Annotated in this window: 16 protein-coding genes; 6 read left to right on the forward strand and 10 right to left on the reverse strand. The window is 71.3% G+C overall.

What is annotated here, in order from left to right; all coding sequences use genetic code 11:
- Positions 1 to 23 precede the first annotated feature (23 nt).
- Together recR and VF289_RS05920 are read left to right on the forward strand one after the other, a co-directional pair.
- The gene (gene recR, locus VF289_RS05915; RefSeq protein WP_330882068.1) at positions 24 to 617 is read left to right on the forward strand and encodes a recombination mediator RecR; all 594 of its coding nucleotides are present in this window, start codon (positions 24 to 26) and stop codon (positions 615 to 617) included.
- 19 nt (positions 618 to 636) lie between these two features.
- Positions 637 to 2,352, forward strand: coding sequence for a hypothetical protein (locus VF289_RS05920; RefSeq protein ID WP_330882071.1), 1,716 nt, complete (start codon positions 637 to 639; stop codon positions 2,350 to 2,352).
- An 85-nt stretch (positions 2,353 to 2,437) separates the two neighbouring features.
- Here VF289_RS05920 and VF289_RS05925 read toward each other — a convergent pair whose 3' ends face one another.
- From VF289_RS05925 to VF289_RS05950, 6 genes are all read right to left on the reverse strand, one after another.
- Positions 2,438 to 3,601, reverse strand: a complete 1,164-nt coding sequence (locus tag VF289_RS05925; protein ID WP_330882073.1) for an ABC transporter permease — start codon at positions 3,599 to 3,601, stop codon at positions 2,438 to 2,440.
- Positions 3,601 to 4,839: an ABC transporter ATP-binding protein gene (locus VF289_RS05930; RefSeq protein ID WP_330882075.1), complete on the reverse strand. Its 1,239-nt coding sequence runs from the start codon at positions 4,837 to 4,839 to the stop codon at positions 3,601 to 3,603. The genes VF289_RS05925 and VF289_RS05930 overlap by 1 nt, the downstream gene beginning before the upstream one ends.
- Before the next feature lie 111 nt (positions 4,840 to 4,950).
- Positions 4,951 to 6,309: a sugar ABC transporter substrate-binding protein gene (locus VF289_RS05935; protein ID WP_330882077.1), complete on the reverse strand. Its 1,359-nt coding sequence runs from the start codon at positions 6,307 to 6,309 to the stop codon at positions 4,951 to 4,953.
- Between the two features lie 275 nt (positions 6,310 to 6,584).
- On the reverse strand, positions 6,585 to 7,511 hold the full coding sequence (locus VF289_RS05940) for a carbohydrate ABC transporter permease (protein WP_330882079.1): 927 nt from the start codon (positions 7,509 to 7,511) through the stop codon (positions 6,585 to 6,587).
- A gap of 15 nt (positions 7,512 to 7,526) precedes the next feature.
- On the reverse strand, positions 7,527 to 8,390 hold the full coding sequence (locus tag VF289_RS05945; protein WP_330882093.1) for a sugar ABC transporter permease: 864 nt from the start codon (positions 8,388 to 8,390) through the stop codon (positions 7,527 to 7,529).
- Positions 8,391 to 8,471: 81 nt separating this feature from the next.
- Complete coding sequence (locus VF289_RS05950) at positions 8,472 to 9,314, reverse strand: helix-turn-helix transcriptional regulator (protein WP_330882095.1); 843 nt, start codon at positions 9,312 to 9,314, stop codon at positions 8,472 to 8,474.
- 336 nt (positions 9,315 to 9,650) lie between these two features.
- Between VF289_RS05950 and VF289_RS05955 the strand changes: the two genes are divergently transcribed.
- Positions 9,651 to 10,592, forward strand: a complete 942-nt coding sequence (locus VF289_RS05955; RefSeq protein WP_330882097.1) for an SDR family oxidoreductase — start codon at positions 9,651 to 9,653, stop codon at positions 10,590 to 10,592.
- 48 nt (positions 10,593 to 10,640) lie between these two features.
- Positions 10,641 to 13,121, forward strand: a complete 2,481-nt coding sequence (locus VF289_RS05960) for an NAD(+) synthase (protein ID WP_330882099.1) — start codon at positions 10,641 to 10,643, stop codon at positions 13,119 to 13,121.
- Between the two features lie 368 nt (positions 13,122 to 13,489).
- On the opposite strand, the gene VF289_RS05965 is transcribed toward VF289_RS05960, so the two are convergent.
- From VF289_RS05965 to VF289_RS05975, 3 genes are read right to left on the reverse strand one after another with little or no spacing between them, the layout of a single operon-like run.
- Positions 13,490 to 14,368: a carbohydrate ABC transporter permease gene (locus VF289_RS05965; protein WP_330882101.1), complete on the reverse strand. Its 879-nt coding sequence runs from the start codon at positions 14,366 to 14,368 to the stop codon at positions 13,490 to 13,492.
- Positions 14,365 to 15,345 (reverse strand): sugar ABC transporter permease, encoded by a 981-nt coding sequence (locus VF289_RS05970; RefSeq protein WP_330882103.1) that lies wholly within the window; start codon positions 15,343 to 15,345, stop codon positions 14,365 to 14,367. Before VF289_RS05970 ends, VF289_RS05965 begins: the two co-directional genes overlap by 4 nt.
- A gap of 3 nt (positions 15,346 to 15,348) precedes the next feature.
- The gene (locus VF289_RS05975) at positions 15,349 to 16,866 is read right to left on the reverse strand and encodes a sugar ABC transporter substrate-binding protein (protein ID WP_330882105.1); all 1,518 of its coding nucleotides are present in this window, start codon (positions 16,864 to 16,866) and stop codon (positions 15,349 to 15,351) included.
- A gap of 225 nt (positions 16,867 to 17,091) precedes the next feature.
- Between VF289_RS05975 and VF289_RS05980 the strand changes: the two genes are divergently transcribed.
- Positions 17,092 to 18,078, forward strand: a complete 987-nt coding sequence (locus VF289_RS05980; RefSeq protein WP_330882107.1) for a sugar-binding transcriptional regulator — start codon at positions 17,092 to 17,094, stop codon at positions 18,076 to 18,078.
- A gap of 187 nt (positions 18,079 to 18,265) precedes the next feature.
- Positions 18,266 to 19,846 (forward strand): mannitol dehydrogenase family protein, encoded by a 1,581-nt coding sequence (locus tag VF289_RS05985; RefSeq protein WP_330882109.1) that lies wholly within the window; start codon positions 18,266 to 18,268, stop codon positions 19,844 to 19,846.
- Between the two features lie 79 nt (positions 19,847 to 19,925).
- On the opposite strand, the gene VF289_RS05990 is transcribed toward VF289_RS05985, so the two are convergent.
- Positions 19,926 to 20,957 carry a hypothetical protein gene (locus tag VF289_RS05990; RefSeq protein ID WP_330882111.1) on the reverse strand — a complete coding sequence of 344 codons (1,032 nt, stop codon included), beginning with the start codon at positions 20,955 to 20,957 and terminating at the stop codon, positions 19,926 to 19,928.
- Positions 20,958 to 21,577 lie beyond the last annotated feature (620 nt).

Below are 21,577 nucleotides of genomic sequence, written 5' to 3' on the forward strand. Positions count from 1 at the left end.
GCCCGGACAACTACAGTGGTCACGTGTACGAAGGCATCGTCCAGGACCTCATCGACGAGCTCGGCAGACTGCCGGGCATCGGGCCCAAGTCGGCGCAGCGGATCGCATTCCATCTGCTGGACGCCGACGACGCCTCTGTGCGCCGGCTCGCGGAGGTGCTGATCCAGGTCAAGGACACGGTGCGCTTCTGCGACATCTGCGGGAACGTCTCGGCCGACGAACGCTGCCGCATCTGCACCGACCCTCGCCGCAGCGACGAGGTGATCTGCGTGGTCGAGGAGTCCAAGGACATCGTCGCGATCGAGAGGATCCGAGAGTTCAAGGGCCGCTACCACGTGCTCGGCGGCGCGATCGACCCGATCGGTGGCGTCGGCCCGAACGACCTGCGCATCACCCAGCTGATGAGCCGTCTGGGCTCGGGGGAGACCACCGAGGTGATTCTGGCGCTGGACCCGAACATCGAGGGCGAGGCGACCTCCGCCTACCTCTCGCGCCTGCTGGGACCGCTCGAGCTCACCGTCACCCGCCTCGCCTCCGGCCTGCCCGTCGGCGGCGACCTCGACTATGCCGACGAGATGACGCTCGGCCGCGCCTTCCTGGGCCGACGGACCGTGTGAGACCCGTCAGGAGCCGCCCGTGACCTCGCCCTACGCCCGTGCGGTGCCCCCGCTGACGGATCTGCCGGCGCCCCGGCGGCTGCCGGACGAACCCACCAACCTGGTGCCGCCGGGGGAGATCATCGCCGAGTCCAAGGCGGTGATCCGTCGGCGGCTGCTGCGCAGGATCTGGGCGCCGGGCCTGGTGCTGCTGGGGCTGTGGTACCTGCTGCTGTTCCTGTACGTCTCCGGTTCCTCGCCCACGTTCTGGCTGCTCTCGCTGCTGGTGGGGCTCGCCGAACCCGCCTACCTGCGGGCCGCCCTGGTGGATCTCGGATTCACCCCCAGCGGCCTCGGCGCCGCCTTCGTGGTGGTCCCCGCGGCGGGGACCCTGCTGAGCCTGGCGCTCGCGCCGCTGATCCCCGCTCTGATCGCGGGACTGCAGCCACGCCGGTACCTCAGCGAGAAGGCCTTCCAGAGCGAGGTCTCCCTCCGCGTGACGCAGGTGCTGATGGCGCCGCCGTTGCTGATCATGCTCGCCCTCCCGCTGTCGGTCGTCCTGGGGCTGTCCCAGCCGTGGTCCGGGCTCGGCCCCGGGCCGCTGTCCGCTCTGTGCCTGGGGGTCCTCGCACTGCAGATCGCGTGGGTGCTGCTGCGTCGCACGGTCACCGCGCCACGGCTGCTGGGGATCCCCGACGCCGAGGCGCTGCACACCACCGCCCGCATCGGCACGGACCCGCAGGAGCGCCGCGACGCCGCGAAGCAGGTCCTCGCCCAGGACCGACGGCACCTGCCGCCCACCCCGGGCAGCGAGGCCGAGGGCGCGGCGCACACCCCGCGCGGCGCTCTCACCGCGCTGAGGCTGCTGTGGCGGGCGAGCCTGATCTGGGTGGTGCCGGCCGCCGCCGGGCTCGGCTGGCTGGTCTTCGCCATCACGGACCTCGTCACCGCGCTGCTGGGAATGAGCACGATGGACCTCACCGCGGTCAGCTCACCCAGCCGCACCGCGCAGCTGCTGCTGACCCTGCCGGTCGCGCTGGTGATGGTGTGCGGGCTCGCGCTGATCCCGGCGCTCGCGATCCTGCTCTCCGCCGGGCAGCGCGACCAGGTCCGTGATCAGCGCACCTATCAGGAGTGGAGCCATCGCGCCCGGGTGAACCCCTGGGAGGCGCGGGTGGTGGCCCTGACCGGCTGGCTCAGCGCGGGCTGGGCGCTGGGAGGATGGGTGGTGCTCGCGATCCTGCTCCAGGTGGTGCAGGTCGCGACCGCTCTGAGCTGGGCGTTGATCATCACCGGCGCCCTGGTGCTGACTCCGCTGCTGGGGGCCGCGGCCGCCTCGGCCCAGCGCACCGGGCTGCGGGACCTGCTCTACGGCCCGGCGGGGGACTACACCCGCCGGGAGAGCCCGTACGCGCTGGTCGCCCCCGATATCGGCACCCGTGCCGAGCGGGCGAAGGATCCGGCCGTGCGGGCCGGGCTGCGCAAGCGCCTGCAGGCCGAGGGCGGGGACCACACCCTGGAGATCTTCGATCTCGACGCCGCCGGGGAGCGGCTCTGGGTGGACGACACCGAACCCGGCGCGACCGACACCGCGGTGCGGCAGGCGGACCTCGCCCGCGGCGCCCTGCCGGACTTCGGCGGCGAGGGCTCGGCCTTCACCGGAGGCGGCCCGTCGGCCGGGAGCCTCGAGGGCGCCGACGCCCCGCACGACATCCCCGAGTCCGTGACCGGGCTGCAGGACGCGGACGGGCGCTGAAGCCGTCCCGTCGGGCACGGAGCCTCGGCGGCGCGACCTGCTGCCGCCCACCGGGCCGTCCCCCTCGCGGGGGACGGACCGGTGCTCAGGCGATGCGCGTGCCCTTGCCCAGGCGCCGGATCGGCACCCGCAGCCGCAGCACGGCCAGGGTCAGCGCCCCGAGCGCGGCCGCACCCCAGGTGGCCACGCCCATCGGCCACATCGGGACCTGCGTGGGGGTGCCGAGATCGGGATAGTCCACATCCTGCGGGGAGCAGCTGTTGTGGTCCGAGGGGTGCGGCGGGCTGGAGACCTCCCGCATCCCGTACTTCAGCATCGACAGAGCATCGATCTGCGGATCGTCCATCGGACCGTAGAGGTACTCGGGAGACGGCAGCGGCGCCGTCTCGGCGAGCATGACCACGGGGTTCGGCCACATCACCGGCTGGGCGAGATCCATCCGCCACACGGGACGCTCCTCCGTGCTGGCCACGCAGCGCTGCGGCCCGGAGGAGTCCGTGTACTCCGTGTAATACGCCGTGACCTCCTGGTCCGTGGTGAGGAAGGTGGCCGAGACACCCCACAGGATCGGTCCCAGCACCGTCACCCCGAACACGATGACGTAGGCCAGCACCACTGATCCCAGCTGCCGCTGCGTGATCGCGGACAGGCCCAGCCCGATCGCCGTCACGCAGAAGGTGAGGAAGCAGATCATCAGCATGACCCGGAGCAGGTACAGGATCCCCACCTCGCCCAGCACCGCGAGCGGCAGGGCGGACGGCATCGCCAGCACCAGGAACGCGAGACCGGTGAGGATGCCTGCCAGCAGCTTGCCGAGCACGATCTCCAGCGGGCTCAGCAGGCTCGCCTGCAGCGTGGCCAGGGTGCCCGCGCTGCGGTCGCCGTTGATCGATCCGGCCGAGAGCGCCGGCGTGACCAGCAGCATCGCGAACAGCACGAGGATCATCTGCAGGCTGAACATCACCCGCGACACCTCGCGCACCGTGCCCCACTCGGCGGTGTAGAGGGCGGGGGCGAGCGCGAGCACCCCGATGCCGAACAGCAGCAGGGTCCAGATCCCCAGCGCCACGTACCAGCGCGCCGAGCGCAGGCGCTGGCGCAGCTCGAGGGAGGTGACCAGCCACAGGCCGCGGGGCCGCAGCGAGAGCGCACCGTTCAGCGGCCGGGCGCGAGCGGGAGTGCCGGCGGGAGTGCTGGCGGGAGTGCTGGCGGGTGTGCTCGGGGCGGGGGAGGACGTCGGCGTGCTCATCACAGCGCTCCTTCACGGTGGGCGGCGTCCGAGGCGAGATAGGCGGCTTCGAGCCGTCCCGTCGCCGGGCCGAAGGCGATCACCTGGGCATCCGCGGCGGTGAGGTCGGAGAGCAGGCGCGCGGCCGTGGGCTCGTCGGGCAGGTGCACGATCACCTCGGTGTGGCCGGAGGAGGTGCGGTCCGGGCTCACGACCTCGCCATGGCGCACCCCGAGCCGGGCGAGCGCCTCCGTGAGCGCCTGGGCGTGCAGAGAGCTGATCCGCCAGGGTCGTGGACGCGCGGCCAGGTCCCGCACGCTCGAGGCATCGACCGCACGGCCCGCGTCCATGAACACCACATGGTCGGCCATCTCCTCGAGCTCGGTGAGGATATGGCTGGAGACGAGCACGGTCGCACCGTCGGCCGCATAGGACCGCACCACCCGCAGCAGGCGGCGCCGCGAGGCGGGGTCGAGGCCGGAGGCCGGCTCGTCCAGGATCAGCACCGACGGCTCATGGATGAGTGCGCGGGCCAGCCCCAGGCGCTGTTTCTGCCCACGGGAGAGCACATGCGCGGGCTGCTGGGAGAGGGAGGCGAGGTCCATCAGCTCCAGCAGCTCGTCGATCCGTGACCGCAGCGGCTGGCTGGGCCGGAAGTAGGCCCGGCCCATCACCTCGAGCACCTCGGCCACGCGCAGCGAATCCCACGCCCCGAACTGGTCCGGCATCCAGCCCACGCTCGCACGGACCGACGTCGAATCGGCCGACGGGTCCACTCCGTTGAGCAGCACCCGGCCGGAGTCGGGGGCCAGCAGCGAGGCGAGCATCAGCATCAGCGTCGATTTGCCGCAGCCGTTGGGGCCCACCAGTGCGGTGACCGCCCCGCGCGGAGCGGTGAAGCTCAGATCGCGCACCGCCTGCACGCTCCCGAAGGCCCGGCTCACGTGCTCGACGACGATGCCCGGGCCGTTCGCATGGGTGTTCCCGGGGGTGTTCCCGGGGGCGGTTCCCGGGGCGTGGCCCGCGGCGAGGTCCGTGAGCGATGAGGGAGCGGGTGAGGGGGCGCCGTGGTGCGGCGCCGGAGTCGAGGCGGGGACCTGGGCCTGGCGCGTTGCCGGGACCGGACCCGGGGGAAGGGTGGGCGCGGACGCCGCCTGATCAGCAGGCGGAGTGGGCCACTGGTCGTAACCGTCGGCCGGCCCCGATTCCCCCTGCGGGACCTGCCCCATGCCCCCGGCATCGGGTGTGTTCTGTGTCATGCGCACAGACTGCCACGCCATGACCTGGAGCGGGAGCGGTCACGCGAGCACGTTCCGGGGACGAATCGTGCGGGAATCGTGGACGCGCCGCCTGCTCCACCGGGGCGCTGCTCATTCCGCCATGGCGGCGTTGCCCTCCTCCTGCGCCTGCGGGATGCCCTCCTCGGCGGTGAGGCGACCGATGAAGACCTCCTGGAAGATCGGGATCGCGGCGGTGAGGCCGGCGTTCGCGCGGGCGCCGGTGTCGGCCTCGGCGGAGTTCTTCGCGGCATCCACGAAGACGCTCACGTCCACGCCCTTCTCGTTCCAGAAGTCGATGAAGGCCTCCTGCGCGTCCACATGGCCGGGGAAGGAGACGCCCTGCTCGGCCAGCGGCAGCTGGCCCTCCTTGCTGCCCAGCCAGGTCAGCAGCTCCTTGATCCCGGCCTGCTGCTCCTCGTCGGCCTGCGCATTGCCCACCGCGACCACGCCGTGGACCAGCGACTTCGGCCCTTCCGGGCCCGAGACCGGCGCCGCCAGCGCCCACTCGAAGGAGTCCGCGACCCCGTCGGAGATCGCGAGCAGGTTGTACGGCCCGGACTGGAACAGGCCCAGCTTGCCCTGGGTGAACAGGTCGCGGGTGAAGTCGCCGTTCTCATTGGTGTCCGCAGCGCTCGGGGCGATGTGCTCGACGTTGATGAGGTCGGCCATGTACTGGAACGCCTCGATGCCCTCGGGGGAGGCGAAGGTGTACTCGTCGTCCTCCTGCCACTGCGCACCGTTGGCGGCCAGCATCGGGCCGATGATCGCCTGGCGGTCGGCCTGCGAGTTGAACCCGAACTGCTCGCGGGAGTCGGCGTCGAAGCCGTCCTCGCCCGGGTGCTTCCCGGCGCCGTCCACGGTCAGCGTCGCGCCGGCCTCGCGCAGGGAGTCCGAATCGGCGGTGGGGTCGAAGGCGAGGGCCGACGGGTCCACCCCGGCCTCCTCCACCAGTGTCTTGTTGTAGAACAGGGCGATCGAGTCCCAGATCTGGGGGACGCCCCACAGCCCGCCGTCGCGGGTGTAGAGGTCCACCACGGACTTCTCCCACTGCGCGGCACCGTCGGGGACCACCTCGTGGATGTCCAGCAGGGCGTCGGAGTCCTTCAGCTGGATGTAGTTCGCGGAGTTCATCCAGTACACGTCCGCCGCGTCACCGCTGGCCACATCCAGCGGCAGGCGCGTCCAGTAGTCAGCCCACGGCACCACGTCGATGCTCACGCCCCAGCCGCTGGCCTCGGTGAACGCGGCGAAGGATTCCTCGTAGGCGGCCACGGCGTTCTCGTCCCACAGGCGGAAGGTGAGCGAACCCTTCTCGCCCGTCGTGCCGCCGCCGTCGCTCGCGCCACCGCCGTTGCCGTCACCGCCGCTGCCGGACGGGGAGCAGGCCGCAGCGGTGCCGAGCAGGCCGGCGGCGGCGAAAGAGGAGAGGAGGGTACGGCGGTTGACCATGAGGAGATCCTTCCGAGCAGTGGAGTCCTGTCCATTATCGTCCGCGGCCGAGCGTTCCGGGGCGACGTATGACCGACGGTGACGCCGCGGACCCCCGGCGCCGTCGCTGGCCTCGGGCGCCGTCGCTGGCCCCGGGCACCGTCGCGAATGTCGCAGACATGGGGGAATGGCTCGCGTATTCGACCCGGTTCGTCACGCTGGCGTGCGGGGCCAGGCTCGGCTGGGGCGCGCGCCCGACGTCCGGCCCTGCGCGGCGTCTGGCACAGCCCGTCCGGTCAGCGCAGGGTGGCATCTCCCACGGAGCGGGTGATCTGCTTCTGGAAGACGACCATCAGGAGCACCAGCGGCAGCATCGCGAGCGTGGTCCCCGCCATCACCAGGGTCCAGTTGTCGTTGTACTGCGACTGCAGGGCAGAGGTCGCCACGGTGATGACGCGCCACTCGGGGCCGGAGGTGATCACCATCGGCCACATGAAGTTGTTCCAGTGCGTGACCACCGTGATCAGCACCAGCGTGACGATGATGGGGCGGTTCAGCGGCGCCACCAGGTGCCACAGCAGGCGCAGCGTGCCCGCGCCGTCGATCCGCATCGCGTCCATCAGCTCGCCGGGCACGCCGCGGAAGTTCTCCCGCAGCAGGAAGATCGCGTACGGGGAGCCGAGCACGAAGGGGAGGATCAGCGCCCAGAAGGTGTTGCGCAGCCCCACCTCGCTCATCATCAGGTACAGCGGCACCACCACGACCACCTGCGGCACCATCAGCGTCGCGATGTACACCCAGAACAGCAGGTCACGGCCGGGGAAGCGGAGCTGGGCGAAGGCATAGGCGGCCAGCACCGAGAACACCATCTGGCCCGCCAGGATCACCGCGACCATCTGCACGGTGACGACCACCGGGGTGACGAACCCGTCCGGTGACGTGAACAGACCGATGACGTTCTCCAGCACCGGCGGTGCGGGGATCGACAACGGCCCTTCCTGGGCGAACTGCCGGGTAGAGGTGAACGCCGTCATCACGGAGAACAGGAACGGGCCCAGGGTGAGGGCGGCGGCGAGGGCGAGGACCAGGTAGGTGACGCCGTGGCCGAGCAGGCGCCGGGCGAGCAGCGAGCCGGTGAGGCGGCGTCGGTTCGTCGGGCGCGCGGGGGCGGCCCCGGGAGCATCGGTGGGGGTGTGCGGTCCGGTGGAGTGCGGTGCGGTCATCTCGTCGGCCTCCTCTCAGCTCATGTCGTAGGTGATGCGGCGGGAGAACCAGCGCTGCTGGGCCACCGTGATCACCACCAGCAGGAGGAACAGGATCACCGCGACGGCGCTCGCGCGGCCCAGGCGGCTGGAGACGAAGGCCTCGTGGTAGATGAGCGAGGCGATGACCTCGGTGCGGTGCTGCGGCCCGCCGCCGGTGAGGGCGAAGACCATGTCGAACATCTGGAAGCTCGCCACCACCTGGGTGACCGCGAGGAAGAACGTCGTCGGTCGCAGCAGCGGGATGGTCATGAACCACAGCTGCTGAGCGGGGCCGGCACCGTCGATGCGGGCGGCCTCGTAGATCGAGCCGGGGATGCGGGTCAGCCCGGCCTGGAAGAACAGCGAGATGTAGCCGACGTTCTGCCAGATCGCCACGAACGCCACCGCGGGCAGGGCGAGCGACGGGTCGGTCAGCCATTCGATGCGCACGCCCAGGAGCTGGTTCAATGCTCCGACCGACGGCTGGAAGATCCACTTCCACACCACGCCCAGGGCCAGCGGTGCGCACACCCAGGGGATCACCACGATCACCCGCACGATCGCCGAGCCGGGCAGGGCGCGCACCAGCTGGGTGGCGAGCACCAGTCCGATCCCGAGGGAGACCGGCACCGAGATCAGGGTGAAGATCGCGGTGACCAGCAGAGAGTTGGCCAGCGCCCCGTCGCCGAGCAGAGAGGAGTAGTTCTCCAGACCGATGAAACGCCGCGTGCCGAGCAGGTCCCAGCGGAACAGGGACACGACGAAGGCCAGCACGACAGGCAGGATCAGGAAGGCGCTCACGCCGATCAGGCTGGGGGCGATCAGCAGCCAGCCCAGCAGGGGCCTGCGGGAGTTCATGCCGCTCCCTCCAGGGGCCGGGCCTCGCGAGATTCCATCGCCTCAACCTATAGCAGGTCGGGGTCGGTCCCGACCTGCACCTCAGACCGCGGCCGACGCCCCCAGCATCGACAGCAGCTGCAGCTTCTCGTGGCTCTCGGTGCCGGGCTGCGCGGTGTAGACCAGAAGTGCCTGCGAGGTGCTCGGATCGTGCAGCGACTGGCAGTTCAGCGCGAGCGGGCCCACCTCGGGATGCAGGAAGTGCTTCACCTCCCGCGGCCGCAGGCCCACCTCCTGCCGCTCCCACAGCTCCCGGAACTCCTCGCTGCGGCGGGTGAGGTCCTCCGTCAGGCGGGCGGCGCGGGAGGTGGGGCCGCGCCGGGTCGCAACCTCCCGCAGCCCCGAGACCCACAGCCGGGAGAGAACGTCGTGATCGGCGGGGTCGTAGAGATCGCGCGCGCCGGGACGGGTGAACCACCGGTATCCGATGGCGCGGGAGGCACCGGTGAAGGCGGTGAGATCGCCGGTCAGCGCGATGCCGGGCGGGGTCTGGCGGAGGGTCTCGCCGAGTTCGGTGATGATCTCCGCCGGGGTGTCCTGGAGGCGGTCCAGGATTCGCATCAGGCCGGGGCCGATGTGCTCGCCGACTCCCTCGCGCTCGGGCGGGCGGTGCCCGGCCAGCAGGAACAGATGGTCGCGCTCGTCGTGGGTGAGGTGGAGTCCCTGCGCGATCGAGACCAGCATCTGCTCGGAGGGCTGCGGGCCGCGCCGTTGTTCGATCCGGGAGAGGTAGTCGGCCGACATATGGCACAGCGCCGCGAGCTCCTCGCGCCGCAGTCCGCTGGTGCGTCGGCGGCTGCCGCGCGGGAGGCCGACGTCCTCGGGCTGCAGCGCTTCGCGCCGTCCGCGCAGGAAGACGGCCAGCCCCTCACGGTCGATGCTCATCGGTGCCCCTTCGTGTCGGCGACTGCGGCCGGTGGGTCTGGTGCGGCCGCAGAGTCCCGTGCGGCTCCGTGCGGCCGCTGGGTCTGCGGTGTCCAGTGCGGCCCCGACGGCTGGGCCCGCCGGGCGGGCCGATCCCGTCGGGGTCTCTTTCTAGTCCGACGGGGGCGCGCAGGCAACGGTCCGCCTCGCCGCAGCGTAGGAGCGTCGATCCCTGGATGCGCGGCGCGGGGAGCGCCACGCTGGATCTCGTCCACCCTGACCAGCCCGGTCACCTCGACCACCCCGTCCACCTCGACCACCCCGTCCACCCCGTCGACACGCACCCGAGGAACCCTCATGGCCCGCACCGCCCCCGACCTCGCCCTTCCCGATCTCACCGGCCGCCGAGCCGTCGTCACCGGTGCCTCCGACGGCATCGGCGTGGTGATAGCCCGCCGCCTCGCCGCCGCCGGCGCGGAAGTGATCCTGCCCGTGCGGAACCCGGCCAAGGGTGAGCGCGCGGCGGAGTCGATCCGTGCCGAGGTGCCCGGCGCCCAGGTGTCGCTGCGTGCGCTGGACCTCGCCTCCCTCACCTCCGTCGGCGCGCTGGCGGCCACGCTCCTGGACGCGGGGGCGCCGATCCACCACCTCATCGCGAACGCCGGGGTGATGACACCGCCCGAGCGCCGCACCACCGAGGACGGCTTCGAGCTGCAGCTGGGCGCGAACCACCTCGGCCACGCCGCACTGGTCGCGGCGCTGATGCCGCTGCTGCGCGAGTCCGGCGCGAGCATCACCTGGCAGACCAGCATCGCCGCCGCGCGGGGAGGCATCGACTGGGAGGATCCCCAGCACGAGCGCTCCTACGATCCGATGCGCGCCTACCGGCAGTCGAAGATCGCGCTCGGCCTGCTCGGCCTCGAGCTGGACCGGCGCAGCCTGGCCGGCGGCTGGGGCGTGCGCAGCGGACTCTCCCATCCGGGAGTCGCCCCCACGAACCTGCTCGCCGCGCAGCCGACGCTCGGTCGCTCGGGGGACACCGTCGGCCGCCGCTTCATCGGCGCGCTCTCGCGGCGCGGGATCCTCGTGGGCACTCCCGAGACCGCGGCGCTGCCCGCGCTGCTCGCCTCGACCTCGCCCGAGGCGGGCGGCGGCAGGCTCCATGGGCCGACGGGCCCCGCCCGCGTCGGCGGCGGCCCCGGCGAGCAGGCGCTGTACCCCTCGCTGCGCAGCGCCGACGAGGCGCGGCGGGTGTGGGAGTGGACCCAGGAGCTGACGGGCGTGCCCTTCCCCCGGTGAGCAGCGCGCACCTGCCCTGCGAGGCGGTGCCTGGATTACGCTCGCTCCATGAGCACCGCGTCGCAGCCCGCCTCCCCGCAGCCCTCCGACAAGGGCGCCTCGCAGCCCTCTGATCAGGCAGCATCGCAGCCTCCGGGGCAGAACACGCCGCCGCGCCCCGCCCCGGCCCATCACGAGCGGGACGCGGCGTCGGCCCCGGTGCCCTCCGCCTCGCACCTGACCGAGGCCGACCGCGCCCATGCCCTCGAGCGCGCCCTGCCTACGGTCTCCCACGACGACCCGTCGGACCCCCACGCCTCGATCTACGATCACGGCTTCCTGCGCGCCGCCGCGGTGACGCTGCCGGTCGCGCTCGGTGACCCGGCCACCAACGCCGAGCGTCACCTGGAGGTGCTCGGCGACTTGGATGCGCAGCAGGTGGGCCTGGCCGTGTTCCCCGAGCTGTCCCTGACCGGCTACTCGCTGGATGACCTGGTCATGCAGGAGCCGCTGCTGGACGCCGCCGAGGAGGCGGTGCTGACGGTCCTGAAGGCGAGCGAGGACCTGATGCCGATCATCGTGCTCGGCGCGCCGATGCGCGCGAAGGACCGCTCGCGGATCTTCAACTGCGCCGTCGTGATCCATCGCGGGCGGATCCTCGGCATCGCCCCCAAGCAGAACCTCCCCACCTACCGCGAGTTCTACGAGCGCCGCTGGTTCGCGCCCGGGGACGACGCCTGCGACGAGTCCGTGGTGCTCGGCGGCCAGTTCGCCGAGCTCACGCCCCACGGCATCATCACGGTCGAGGACGTCCCCGGACTGAAGCTCCATGTCGAGATCTGCGAGGACATGTGGGTCCCGATCCCGCCCTCGGCCGAGGCCGCGCTCGCCGGGGCGACCGTGACCGTGAACCTCTCGGGCTCCCCGATCACGATCGGCCGGGCCGATGACCGCAAGCTTCTCGCGCGCTCCGCGTCCGCACGCACCCAGAGCGCCTACGTCTACGCCGCCGCCGGGGAGGGGGAGTCCACGACCGACCTCGCCTGGGACGGCCAGACCTTCGTGTACGAGTGCGGTGACCTGCTGGGGGAGACGGAGCGCTTCCCGCAGGGCCCGCGCTTCACGATCGCCGACATCGACCTGGATCGGATCGTCGCCGAGCGCCGCCGCCAGAACACCTTCGACGACAACCGACGCACGCACGCGACCTCGCTCGAGAAGTTCCAGACCTGGGAGAGCACCTCGCTCTTCGGCCCCTGGGAAACGGCAGACGTCGGGGACGAGGCCGACATGGACGCCGACGCCGACGCCGACGTCGACGCCGAGGAGATGCTCGCGCCGATCCTGCTCGGCCGGCGCCGCGGCGCGGCCCAGGCCCGTCATGACGCGAGCAGCGCCGAGACCGGGATCGAGCCGCGCGCCCTGCGCACGCCGCCGCCCACCGGCCCGCTGCGCCGCAAGCTCGACCGCTTCCCCTTCGTGCCCGACGACCCGGCCCGCCTGGCCCAGGACTGCTACGAAGCGTTCTCCATCCAGGTGGCGGGGCTCGTGCGTCGGCTGAGCGCGATCGGCGGCGACAAGCCCGGCGGTGCCCGCCCCGTGCTCGGCGTCTCCGGCGGCCTGGACTCCACCCACGCCCTGCTGGTGTGCGCGCGGGCGATGGATCTGCTGGGCCGCGACCGCTCCGAGATCCTCACCTACACGATGCCGGGCTTCGCGACCACGGAGCACACCCGCTCCAACGCCGAGCTGCTCTCCACCGCGATCGGGGCGAGCTTCGAGACCCTCGACATCCGCCCTGCCGCCACCCAGATGCTGAAGGACATGCACCACCCCTTCGGTGACGGCGAGGAGGTCTACGACGTCACCTTCGAGAACGTCCAGGCCGGGCTGCGCTACGACTACCTCTTCCGCCTCGCGAACCATCTCGGCGGGATCGTGGTGGGCACCGGGGACCTCTCCGAGCTGGCGCTGGGCTGGTGCACCTACGGCGTGGGCGACCACATGTCCCACTACGGCGTGAACGCCGGCGTGCCCAAGACCCTCATCCAGCACCTGATCCGCTGGGTGATCGCCGAGGACATCTTCGGCGACGACGCGACCGGCGTGCTGCAGGCGGTGCTCGACACCGAGATCACCCCGGAGCTGATCCCCACCCGCGAGGGGGAGAAGGCGCAGTCCACGGAGGACTCCATCGGCCCCTACGCGCTGCACGACTTCTTCCTCTACCACCTGCTGCGCCGCGGCGACGGCCCCGCGAAGACCGCTTACCTCGCCCATCAGGCCTGGGGTGATGTCGAGGCGGGGGAGTGGCCGGCAGGTTACCTCGAGGCCGACGAGCGCTCCTTCACCCGCGCCGAGATCAAGCACTGGCTGACCGTGTTCACGAAGCGCTTCTTCTCCAACCAGTTCAAGCGCTCCGCCCTGCCCAACGCGCCGAAGGTGCTCGCCGGCGGATCGCTCTCCCCGCGCGGCGACTGGCGGATGCCGTCCGACGCGACCGCGAAGGCCTGGCTCGCCGAGATCGAGGCCGAGGTGCCGGGGGACTGACCCGGGCACGCCCCCTCCGGCTCCCCCGTGCGGCGCCGTCCCGTGAGCGGCCCCCCGCGGCACGCCCTTCCCCGCCAGCGGCCCGCGCGGCACGCCCTTTCCCGTCAGTGGTACGAACATGGGGGAATGCGTCGGCCATTCCCCCATGTTTGTGTCGCTCAGCGTGATGGGTCCCAAGGTCCCGGAGCTCGGTGCGGTGGGCGGGCCATATCTGCCCCGCTCGCTGCGCTGGGTGGGCCACACCCCGGCCCCACGCCCCGCCACCACGTCCCGGCCCCACGCCCCGCCACCATGTCCCGGCCCCACGCCCCGCCACCACGTCCCGGCGCCACGTCCCGGCACCACCCCCCGGCGCCGCGTCCCTCGGCTTACTTCACCGCGCCCATCGACAGGCCGCGCACCAGCTGCTTCTGTGCGATCCAGCCGGCCAGCACCACGGGCAGCGAGGCGAGCACCGAGGCGGCGGAGAGCCGGGCCAGGAACAGCCCCTCCGAGGTCATGGTCGACATCAGGAAGATCGGCACGGTCGCGGCGTTCGCGGCGGTGAGGTTCAGGGCGAAGAAGAACTCGTTCCACGCGAAGATCACGCAGATCAGCGCTGTGGCGGCGACACCCGGCGCGACCATCGGCAGCAGCACCGTGCGCATCGTCCGCATCAGCGAGGCGCCGTCGATGGAGGCCGCCTCGAGCACCTCGGCGGGCACCTCGAGGAAGAACGAGCGCATCATCCACACCGCGATCGGCAGGTTCATCGCCGTGTACAGGACGATGAGGGTGAGGATGTTGTCGAGCATCCTGATCTGTCCGGCGATCACGTAGATCGGCATGATCACGGCGACCACCGGCAGCATCTTGGTGGAGATGAAGAAGAACAGGAAGTCCTGGGTGCGCTTGACGGGCCGGATGCTCACCGCATAGGCGGCGGGCACGGCGAGGATCAGCACCAGCAGCGTCGAGGCCACGGTGGCGATCACCGAGTTCAGCAGGTACGAGCCGGCCCCGGGGGAGCCGATGATCGCCGCGTACTGGTCCAGCGTGGGGGTGAAGAAGAAGGTGGGCGGGTTCGAGGCCGCCTGGCTCTCCTGTTTGAAGCTGGTCAGCACCATCCACGCCACGGGGGCGAAGAAGAGCAGCCCCGCGGCCCAGGCGAGCACCGTCAGCAGCAGCCCGCCGGTGCTGCCCCGGGGCCGGCGCGGCGTGATCGCGGTGGTGGTGCTCGGCCGGGCGTCGAGGGTCGTGGCGCTCATGACTGCTCCTTGGAGTTGATGCTCGTGAAGATCAGGCGCAGGGCGAAGGTGGCGATCACGATCGTGGCGATCACCGTGACCACGCCCATCGCGGCGCTCTGGCCGATGTCGAAGCCGAGGAAGGCGCGCTGGTAGATGTAGAACGGCAGGTTCGCGCTCGCGGTGCCGGGCCCGCCCGCCGTCATCAGATAGATCTGGTCGAAGGTGTTGACGACGTAGATCGCGCCCAGCAGCACCGACAGCTCGAGGTAGAACCGCAGGTGGGGGAGGGTGATGTGGACGAAGGTCTGCCAGGGGGTGGCGCCGTCCATCGAGGCGGCCTCGAGCACGTCACCGGTCTGGGACTGCAGGCCCGCCAGGAGCAGCAGCATCATGAACGGGGTCCACTGCCACACCAGCGCGATGATGACCGAGAGCATCGGGAACTGGCTGGTCCAGTCCACGGGGGAGATCCCCACCGTGCTGATCAGCCAGTTGACCAGCCCGTACGTCGGGTCGAACATCGAGATCGACCACAGCATCGCCCCGGCCACCGGCATGATCAGGAACGGCGTGATGAGCAGAGTGCGGATGAATCCGCGACCGAAGAACTTCCGGTCCAGCAGCAGTGCGAGCCCCAGCCCCAGCACCAGCGAGACCAGCACGCAGCCCAGGGTGATGAGGATCGAGTTCAGCGCCGCGGTGCGGAAGGTGGAGTCGATGAAGATGTCGAGGTAGTTGCGCAGGCCCACGAACTCCTCGCCCTCGGGGCGCAGCAGGTTCCGTGAGCGCAGGGAGTACCAGATCGTCAGCAGGAACGGGATCTGGGTGCAGATCACCACGAAGAGGAAGGCGGGCATCAGCGGGAGGCGCCGACGCCATGCCTCGGCCGAGGAGTGCTCCGAGCCTCGCGATGCGCGGCGACGGGGGTCGTCGGCCGCCCGGCTGCCCGGTGCGTCGGCCCCGCGGCCGACGGGTGTGTCGGTGGCTGTCGACATCGCTCAGCCCTCCCATCCGTAGGTGCGGGCCACCGATTCGGCGAAGCCCTGGGACTGCTCGAGCGCCTCGTCGACGCTCTTCTGACCGGCGATCGCGGCGGAGAACTGCTGGCCGACGCGGGTGCCGAGGTCCTGGAACTCGGGGATCCCGACGAACTGCAGCCCCGGGTAGGGGACCTCCTCGGTCATGGACTGCTCCTGGGTGGCGGCCGCCATCGAGTCCAGGGTGGGCTGGGCGTAGGTCTTCGAGAGCTCCGCGTACTCGGGGATCTCATACGTGGACAGCCGCGAACCGGGCGGCAGCGCCTCCCAGCCGATCTCCTCGCCCACCAGCTGGAAGTAGTCCGGATGGGTCATCCAGGCGATGAACTCCCAGGCCGCATCCTTCTTCTCGCTGGTCTCCGGGATGGCCAGCGCCCAGGTGTACAGCCAGCTCGTGGACTCGGCGAGATCGGTGGGTCCCAGGGCGTATCCCGTCTTCCCCACGACGGTCGAGGAGCGGGGGTCCTCGATGCCGGAGACCATCGAGGTGGCGTCGAACCACATGGCGGCGTTGCCCTGGCTGACCAGGGTCAGGCAGTCCCCGAAGCCGGAGGTCGCGGCGCCCGTCTGTCCGAAGGTGCGCACGGTGTCGACGTAGGTGCTCACCGCGTCGTGCACCTCGCTGGAGCCGAGGGACGGGGTCCAGTCCATGTCGAACCAGCGCCCGCCGAAGGTGTTGATGACGGTGTTCATCGGTGCGAGGTTCTCGCCCCAGCCGGCCAGCCCGCGCAGCGCGATGCCGTTCATGCCGGCCTCGGGATCGTGCAGGGCGCCGGCGAACTCCCGCAGCTCGTCCCAGCTGGGACGCTCGGGCATCTCGAGACCGGCCTGCTCGAAGAGGTCCTGGCGGTAGACGAGGAACGCGCTCTCGCCGTAGAACGGCACCGAGTGCATCGAGCCGTCCACGGTGAGGGCGTCCTTGATGGTGGGGACGAAGTCGTCGGGCTGGTAGCCCTCGGTCTTCGCGATGTAGGGCTCGAGGTCGGTGAGCCATCCGTTGGCGGCCCACAGCGGCGTCTCGTAGTTGGAGATCATCACGACGTCGAACTCGCCGCCGCCGGAGGCGACGGAGGCGGTGATCTTCGCTCGCGCCTCGTTCTCCGGCAGCGACACGAAGCGCACGTCGATGTCGGGATGGGCCTCGGTGAAGTGGCTGATGAGGCTGATCGCGTCCTGCATCTGCGGGTTCGAGACGATCGCGACGACCAGGGACTCGCTGCTCCCGGAGCCACCTCCGCAGGCGGCGAGGCCCGCCGCGCCGAGCCCGGCCAGGCCGGCCCCGAGCACGGAGCGCCGGGACCAGCGGGCCGAGGGGAGAGTGAGGGCGGCGCTGGTGCCGGCGCCGGAGTCGGGGCCCGAGCTGACACCGGGGCCCGAGCTGGAGCCCGGGGTGGTGCCGCGGGGCGGCGCGGAGCCGACGGGGCGCGGCGGGACCTGAGGTCCCGAGGGGCGGCGTGGGGGAGGCGGGAGGTGTCCCATGAGCTGGTCTCCTGTGACGGCTCGGGCCGAGAGGGGGATCGGCGGGTGCTGCAGGCTCGGACGTCCGTGAGGACGACCGCACGGATGGATCAACGGCGACTCCGCCGGTTCTCTCATGTGAGTGACTGATGTGCTCACCTGAGAGTGAGCGTAGTCATATACCCTCTGATGAGCAAGACCCAGGGCACAGATGATCGATGTGTGCCGGTCGCGGAAGGTGTCGACATGGAATCCAGCGGATCAGCCGGGGGCGGATCGCGCCTCGAGGCCGCGATAGGTGATGCCATCGCGCACGACGCCACGCTCAAGGTGTCCCTCGCCTCGCAGCACTACCTCGACGGGACCTCGAAGGTCGAGCTCGCCCGCCGCCACGGCCTCTCCCGGTTCCAAGTCGCACGCCTGCTCGAGGAGGCGCGCGACGAGGGCATCGTGCGCATCGAGATCGTCGACCCGGTCGCCGCGGGTCGCGATCTCGCGCCCCTCGCCCGGAGGCTCGGCGTCTCCTCGGTGACCGTCGCCGCCGAACGCCCCGGGGAGTCGGCGCGCGCCGCGATCGCCCGCCAGGTCGCACGTCTGCTCACGGCGCAGCTCCCGGAGGGCGGCCGCCTCGGTGTCGCCTGGTCGCGCACCCTCATGCACCTTCCCGGGGCGCTCGGACAGCTCTCCCGCGCCGACGTCGTCCAGCTGGTCGGGTCCCTCAGCACCTCCGGCTATTCCACCGCGCAGTCATCCGCCCTGGCGCACTCCCTCGGGGCGCACACCCGCGGCCAGGTCTGGGCGCTGCCAACTCCGCTGATCGTCGACTCCGCGCAGGTCGCGGCCTCGCTGCGGGCGATGGAGGAGGTGCGCTCCACCCTCGATGCGGCCGACTCCCTCGACGTGGCCACGGTGTCGATCGGTGCCTGGTCCGAGGGGGATTCGACGCTCTGGGCCCGACTGCGGCCGGAGGAGCAGCGCCAGGCGCGGGAGGCGGGAGTGGTCGCGGAGATCTGCGGGATCCTGCTGGGCGCCGACGGGGCCGTGTGGCATTCCGCGATGGAGGATCGTGTGATCGGGGTGCGCCCGGACCAGCTGCGCCGGGCCCGGGTGATCGCGGCAGCTCCGGCCGTCGGCCGCCCCGACGCGGTCCTCGCCGCCGCCCGCTCCGGACTGGTGGACGACATCGTCCTCGGGCCCGAGCTCGCCGAACAGGTCGCCGCGCTCTTCGAGTGAGGTGGTGGGTCGGAGCGCCTGCGGTGCCCTGCGAAGCTTCGACGGTGCCCTGCGAAGCTTCGACAGTGCCCCGCGAAGCTTCGACAGGGAGTGCCCGTCTCGAGAACAGATGAGCGGAAGGCACTGCTCATCTGCTGCGAACCTGTGTATCGTCGGCCCCACCTCACTCGCTGATGAAGGATGAGCCATGACCGCTCTGAACGCTTCCGCCCTGCCCGAGATCGCCGCACGCGGCGAGGTCGCGGTGCCCGACTACCCGCTCGACGAGCGCACAGTGGGCATCGTCCACTTCGGCGTCGGCGGCTTCCATCGCGCGCACCAGGCGATGTTCCTGGACCAGCTGATGAACTCCGGCCGTGACCGCGACTGGGCGATCTGCGGAGTGGGCCTGCTGCCGGGCGATGCCCGCATGCGTGATGCGCTCACCACCCAGGACGGTCTCTACACCCTGGTCACGAAAGCGCCCGACGGGACGCGCGACCCCCGTGTGATCGGCTCCATCGCGAAGTACCTCTTCGCGCCCGACGACCCCGAGGCCGTGCTCGCCCAGATGGCCGACCCGTCGGTGCGGATCGTCTCGCTCACCGTCACCGAGGGCGGCTACAACTACAACCCCTCCACCGGCGAGTTCCAGTTCGAGACCGAGGCCGTGGCCGCCGATCTCTCCACCCGCTTCGACTCCGCCGGGGCCGATGCCGCCGGGCGCGCCGGAGAGGACGGCGACGGGGTGAACACCGCGCACCTGGTCGGCGCCCCCCGAACGATGTTCGGCTACGTCGTCGAGGCGCTGCGCCGCCGCCGCGAGGCCGGCACCGCCCCGTTCACGGTGATGTCCTGCGACAACGTGCGCGGCAACGGTGATCTCGCCCAGCGGATGATCCTCGCCTATGCCCGCCGCCGTGATGAGAACGGCCTGCACGGCGACGCCCCGATCGCCGACTGGATCGAGAGCGACGTCGCGTTCCCCAACTGCATGGTCGACCGCATCACCCCGGTCACCGCCCCCGAGGACATCGAGATGATCGCGTCCGACTACGCGATCGACGACGCCTGGCCCGTGGTGAGCGAGGACTTCGTGCAGTGGGTGCTGGAGGACGAGTTCCCCACCGGCCGCCCCGCCTATGAGGAGGTGGGGGTGCAGATGGTCGAGGACGTCGAGCCGTACGAGCTGATGAAGCTGCGCCTGCTGAACTGCTCCCACCAGGCCATCGCCTACTTCGGCCTCCTGCTCGGGCAGACCTACGCCGACGAGGCCGCAGTCGACGAGCACCTCGCGCCCTTCACCCGCACCCTCTACATGGATCGTGAGGGCACGCCCGCCGTCCCCGAGGTCCCCGGCATCGACCTGACCGCCTACAAGGACGAGCTGATGGCCCGCTTCGCGAACCGCGAGGTCAAGGACACCCTCGCCCGCCTGGCCGCTGAGTCCTCGGACCGCATCCCCACCTGGCTCGTGCCGGTGATCCAGGAGAACCTGGCCGCCGGCCGAGACGTCTCCGCCTCCGCGGCGATCGTCGCCTCCTGGGCGCGGTACGCCGAGGGGACGGGCGAGAACGGCGAGGAATGGCCCGTGGTGGATCGGCTCCGCGATCGCGTCATGGCCGCCGCTGCGACGCATGACGAGGACCCCCTCGCCTTCCTCCGCGATGAGGAGCTGTTCGGTGACCTCGCCCAGCAGGAGGCGTTCACCGCGCCCTACCTCCACGCCCTCGAGGTGCTCCGCACCCGCGGCGCCCGCGCCCTCCTCGCCGAGCTCGTCACCGGCTGACCTCGCCCGGGGCTCGGGGTCGGGGCCCGGGGCCCAAGGCCAGGCCCGGGGCTCGGGGCCCGGCTGCCGAGGGTGAGAGTCACATACCTGGTCCTATCGCGTCCGCTATCGCCCTGGTTCGTGACTCTGGCTGGGGGTGCCCTGCCTGCGCGGCGGTGCGTGTCTCGGGGCGCCAGCCTCGCCGCCTCAGCGCCTCCGTGATGCGCTGCACCCCTCGCCGGCCCTGGTGGTGGAGGTCGACGGAGACGGTCTGGAGCTCGACCCAGCCCTGCGCCTCACGACGCTCGCGGCGCCGGATGTCCCTCTCCTGCTGCTCCCTCGTGAGGTGGTTCGGCCCCTCGTGCTCGACGCACAGCTTCCACTCGGGCCACGCGAGGTCGGGCTCGCCGAGGTGGACAACGTTCTCGCTGACGCGCTCGTTGAGCACAGGGGGTGGGAGTCCGGCACGCAGCGCGGCCAGGCGCAGCGAGGTCTCCGCCGGGGAGTCGCTGCCCACGCGCACCAGATCGAGCGCCTCGCGGAGTCGCGGTCTGCCCGGGCTGCGGTACGCACGGATGGCGGCGGAGAGCTGACCCGGAGTCGCATATGGCCTGCTCCTTCCCTGCTCCGCCCAGGGGCGCGGGATGCGCACCAGGTGGTCGCCGATCTGCACGAGCTCGTCGAGAGGGAGGGTCTGTGCGAGGTCCAGCCAGGTGCGAACTCGCCCCGTGACCCGGAGGTCGCCGATCGTGTCGATATCCGTGTCGAGTACGCACTGGCGGTTCCAGAGGAGGATCGAGGTGTCGCGATGCGCGACCCCGTTCGCCGTCAAGTGGACCGGAGTGACCCGTGGGTCGGCGTGCCACTCCTGTGAGCGAAGGGGCAGAGGGAACTTCCAGTACCGCGCCGCGCTGAGGCCCCGCGCCACTGCCCCGGGAACGGTGCGGGTCAGTGCCGTCAGCAGATCCACCTCCGTGAGGTGGACGTCGTTGCGGGCATAGATGCCGTAGCCCAGCCGACGGAGATCCCTCGACCGCAGTCGGTCGATGCTCACCCGGGCCGCTATCGCCTCCGCGATGGTGAACACCGCGTGCGGCAGCGAAGGGGGAAGCGGAGCAGGGCGGCGAGGCATGGCGCTATCGTGGGGGACGCCGCGACGTGACTCTCCGGTCATCCACAACGTCCAGGTCCTGGCTGTCCGACCTCTCCTCCACAGCTGCGCGGACACCGATTCCTGACCCGAGACGCCAAGTCCTGACCGGGGACGCCGAGTCCTGACCCGAGATGCCGAGTCCTGACCGGGGACGCCGAAGCGGTGACCGCCCCCGCCGACGACGAAGGCCCAGCCGGAGTGACGAGCGGGGTCCCAGCCGGAGTGACGAGCGTGGGCCCAGCCGTTGTCACGAACGTGGGGGAATAGCTCCCCGATTCGTCCATGTTCGTAGCGCTGGCCCGGGGATGAGCCTGCGGCGGGCGGCCCCGGGGTGGGCGTGCGGCGAGCTCGGCCCGGGGGAGTGACAGACGTGGGGGAATGTGCGCCCGAATCGACCATGTTCGTAGCGCTGGCCGCCGGGGAGGTTCGTGGCGCTGGACCCCGGGGAGGTCGTGACCCCCAGCGAGGCACCGCTGAGCGGGCGAGGGCGCAGCGGGGCCGACGGAGGATACGCCCCGTCCTCGTCCGCCCCGATCGCGCCACGCCCGGGGGGATGTTGTGCTGGTCACGGCGCAGAATCGCGCTGACCAGGGGAGTAT

This window comes from Brachybacterium sp. (genome assembly GCF_036379615.1).
Classification (GTDB): Bacteria; Actinomycetota; Actinomycetes; order Actinomycetales; family Dermabacteraceae; genus Brachybacterium.

Bases quoted from the DNA above. Each gene is read 5' to 3' on its own strand.
- VF289_RS05925 (WP_330882073.1), bottom strand. From the start codon at position 3,601: ATGAGCACGCCGACGTCCTCCCCCGCCCCGAGCACACCCGCCAGCACT.
- VF289_RS05930 (WP_330882075.1), bottom strand. From the start codon at position 4,839: ATGACACAGAACACACCCGATGCCGGGGGCATGGGGCAGGTCCCGCAG.
- VF289_RS05935 (WP_330882077.1), bottom strand. From the start codon at position 6,309: ATGGTCAACCGCCGTACCCTCCTCTCCTCTTTCGCCGCCGCCGGCCTG.
- VF289_RS05940 (WP_330882079.1), bottom strand. From the start codon at position 7,511: ATGACCGCACCGCACTCCACCGGACCGCACACCCCCACCGATGCTCCC.
- VF289_RS05945 (WP_330882093.1), bottom strand. From the start codon at position 8,390: ATGAACTCCCGCAGGCCCCTGCTGGGCTGGCTGCTGATCGCCCCCAGC.
- VF289_RS05950 (WP_330882095.1), bottom strand. From the start codon at position 9,314: ATGAGCATCGACCGTGAGGGGCTGGCCGTCTTCCTGCGCGGACGGCGC.
- VF289_RS05955 (WP_330882097.1), top strand. From the start codon at position 9,651: ATGGCCCGCACCGCCCCCGACCTCGCCCTTCCCGATCTCACCGGCCGC.
- VF289_RS05960 (WP_330882099.1), top strand. From the start codon at position 10,641: ATGAGCACCGCGTCGCAGCCCGCCTCCCCGCAGCCCTCCGACAAGGGC.
- VF289_RS05965 (WP_330882101.1), bottom strand. From the start codon at position 14,368: ATGAGCGCCACGACCCTCGACGCCCGGCCGAGCACCACCACCGCGATC.
- VF289_RS05970 (WP_330882103.1), bottom strand. From the start codon at position 15,345: ATGTCGACAGCCACCGACACACCCGTCGGCCGCGGGGCCGACGCACCG.
- VF289_RS05975 (WP_330882105.1), bottom strand. From the start codon at position 16,866: ATGGGACACCTCCCGCCTCCCCCACGCCGCCCCTCGGGACCTCAGGTC.
- VF289_RS05980 (WP_330882107.1), top strand. From the start codon at position 17,092: ATGGAATCCAGCGGATCAGCCGGGGGCGGATCGCGCCTCGAGGCCGCG.
- VF289_RS05985 (WP_330882109.1), top strand. From the start codon at position 18,266: ATGACCGCTCTGAACGCTTCCGCCCTGCCCGAGATCGCCGCACGCGGC.
- VF289_RS05990 (WP_330882111.1), bottom strand. From the start codon at position 20,957: ATGCCTCGCCGCCCTGCTCCGCTTCCCCCTTCGCTGCCGCACGCGGTG.